The following is a 501-nucleotide window of genomic DNA, read 5'->3' on the forward strand; positions in this document are numbered from 1 at the left end:
GCAGTACGTGCAGGGTGCCGCGAGGGCACGCCAGGGACTCGTGAAGACCGGAGGACGACGTGGCTGACGAAGGGGGATCGGTGACAGACATCACCGATGAAGACGAGCGCGCGAGGATGGCGGCATCCGACCACGTCGGAGACGTCTGTGAGGGTCTGCTGGACACTCTGGAGGCCGTCGCCGAAGAGCAGGGCAAGAGGCTGACAGGCCTCGGAACCGGGTTCAGGGATCTCGACTACCTGACCCGTGGCCTTGAGCCCGGTTCGCTGACGGTTATCGCGTCCAGGCCCGCCATGGGCCGTACAACGCTCATGTCAGACATCTGCCGCCACAACGCCATCACGAACGGCATTCCCGCGCTGGTCTTCACCCTGGAGGAGAGCCGGCAGTCGTTCACACGGCGCGTCCTGGCCGCGGAAGCCCGGGTAGCCATCCACCACATGCGGGCTGGCACCATGCCCGACGAGGACTGGACGCGGCTCTCTCGTCGAATGCCGGACG

General features: G+C 66.3%; 1 protein-coding gene. It reads left to right on the forward strand.

The window, feature by feature from the left end:
• Positions 1-80: 80 nt before the first annotated feature.
• Positions 81-501, forward strand: a 421-nt coding sequence (locus OO69_RS48180) for a DnaB-like helicase C-terminal domain-containing protein (RefSeq protein WP_234444724.1), incomplete at its 3' end; no start/stop codon positions are given.

The organism is Streptomyces sp. NRRL F-525, assembly GCF_000716605.1.
Classification (GTDB): Bacteria; Actinomycetota; Actinomycetes; order Streptomycetales; family Streptomycetaceae; genus Streptomyces.